The 2,039-nt window shown below is 63.4% G+C and carries 1 protein-coding gene and 1 pseudogene; one reads left to right on the top strand and one right to left on the bottom strand.

The features are described from left to right. A pseudogene (locus tag EOC06_RS36445) lies at positions 1-659 on the top strand (IS66 family transposase); the annotation flags it as partial. On the opposite strand, the gene EOC06_RS36440 reads toward EOC06_RS36445, so the two are convergent. After that, complete coding sequence (locus EOC06_RS36440; protein WP_128310059.1) at positions 659-1,756, bottom strand: site-specific integrase; 1,098 nt, start codon at positions 1,754-1,756, stop codon at positions 659-661. The pseudogene EOC06_RS36445 and the gene EOC06_RS36440 sit on opposite strands and share 1 nt — an antisense overlap. Between the last annotated feature and the right edge of the window lie 283 nt (positions 1,757-2,039).

The raw sequence follows: 2,039 nt of genomic DNA, 5'->3' as shown, positions 1-2,039 counted from the left end.
CCTGCGCCTGTGGCTCCTGCCAGCCGGTCAGGATCGGCGAAGACGTGTCCGAGCGCCTCGACGTGACACCGGCGAAGTTCCGCGTGATCGTCACCCGCCGTCCCAAATATGGCTGCGCGCAGTGCAAGGAGGGTGTCAGCCAGGCGCCGGCTCCCGGTCACATTGTCGAGGCCGGCGTGCCGAGCGAAGCGTTGCTCGCCCATGTCGCCGTCTCCAAATATGCCGATGGCCTGCCGCTCTACCGCCAGGAAGGCATCTATGCCCGCGACGGCGTCGAGATCAGCCGCAACACCATGGCGAACTGGATGGGCCATGTCGGCTTCCATCTCGCCCCGCTCGCCGACCGCATCCTGGCGCTGATCAAGGAGGGCGAGCGGGTCTATGCCGACGAAACGACCCTGCCGACATTGTCGCCGGGCGCCGGCAAGACGAAGACGGCATGGCTATGGACCTATGCGCGGGACGATCGAACCTTCGGCGGCCAGGCACCGCCCATGGTTGCCTACCGCTTCGAGGACAGCCGTGGCGGCGAGAACGTGGAGCGCCATCTCGCCGGCTATACCGGATTGCTTCAGGTCGATGGATGGGGCGCCTATAACCGTCTCGCCGATGCCAGGCGCGCCGATGGCGCGCTGACGCTGGCGGCCTGCTGGTCACATTATCCAGGGCGAAGTTTTATCTCGAGTACTGCCGCTGAGAAGCTGGATTCTGGCGGGAAAGTCGGCGGCGTTTGTCGACATAAAATCAGCGACTGGAGGAAAGAAAGCAAGTCTGGCTTCGGCTTCCACGGCTTGGTCTGGGCCGGTTCGAGATCGGCATGTTTCCAGAATCTTTGCAGCGCATCGCGCTTCATCTTCAGGTTAGTGGCGATGTAGCGGCTCGTGGTCGCAATGCTGGCGTGGCCGAGATAGTCGCGGATTACGGTCACGTCGGTGCCCGACTGCAGCAGCGCTGCGGCGCAGCTGTGACGAAAAACGTGCGGTGTGATGCGATCGCGCGCCAGGGTCGGCCGATCCTGGGCTGCTGCTGAGGTATGCTTGGCCAGGATGTAGGCTACGCCATCGCGGGTCAGGGGCTGACCGTGACGGTTGACGAAAACATGCCGCTGATCCTCGGCCGTCATGCCGTGTAGGCGGCGCAGTGCATCGGCCGTTTGGGACCATATCGGCACGAGCCGTTCCTTGCGGCCCTTGCCCCGCAGACGGACCTGCCGTGGCGGCATCAGCTGCAGATCACCCCACAGCAGGCCGGTCACCTCGCTGACCCGCGCGCCGCAATTGTAGAGAAAAAGCAGCAGCGTATGATCGCGCCAGCCTTGACGGGTCCGTCGATCGGGGGCCTCGATGATGGCCCGAATATCATGAGCTTCAAGGTAGTGGGCAGGTCGAAGTCGCGTCCGTTTCGATGGCAGCGCCAGCACCTGTGTGTAACGGAGCGCGTGGTCAAGGTCGTTGCGCAGAAGGTGTTTGAAGAAGCTGCGCAGCGCGGCACGGCGGCAGTTGCGCGTGGCGGCGGAATTGGACCTTGTGGTCTCGAAATGATCCAGAAACGCAGCGATCATATTGGCGTCGAGATCGTCCAGCCTGAGCGCGGCGACCTCGCGGTTCTGACTCTCGGCCACGAACAACAGCAGCAGCTTGAGCGTATCGCGATAGGCGCGGATCGTGTGCGGGCTCGCGCCGCGCTGGCGGGGCAGATAGTTGGTGAAAAAGGACTCGACGAGAGCGAAAAGCGCCTGTGATGCGACCTGGCTCATTGGGGGCGCCGTGCGCGGTGCACATGCTGTTCAAACCGGTTGCTTGCCAGCTCCAGCAGTTGCGGCGTCGCCTTGAGGTAGACCTCGGTGCCGAGGATGTTCTGATGGCCGAGATAGGCTGATAGCCAGGGGAGCTTTGCGTGAATATCGATGCCTTCCTCGGCCCAGCTCGTGAGGCGGTGGACCGCGAAGGCATGCCGCTAATTCCGGGTTCGGAATTAGCGGCATAACTCCGAGTGCCGGATTATTCCGAGTGACGGCCGGGAGGCCAAAGAGTGCGGGC

This window comes from Mesorhizobium sp. M7A.F.Ca.MR.362.00.0.0, from assembly GCF_004023175.1.
GTDB lineage: Bacteria > Pseudomonadota > Alphaproteobacteria > Rhizobiales > Rhizobiaceae > Mesorhizobium.
This window is presented reverse-complemented; position numbering and strand designations above follow the sequence as displayed.

Coding starts and splice junctions, on each gene's coding strand:
- EOC06_RS36440 (WP_128310059.1), bottom strand. CDS start 1,756: ATGAGCCAGGTCGCATCACAGGCGCTTTTCGCTCTCGTCGAGTCCTTT.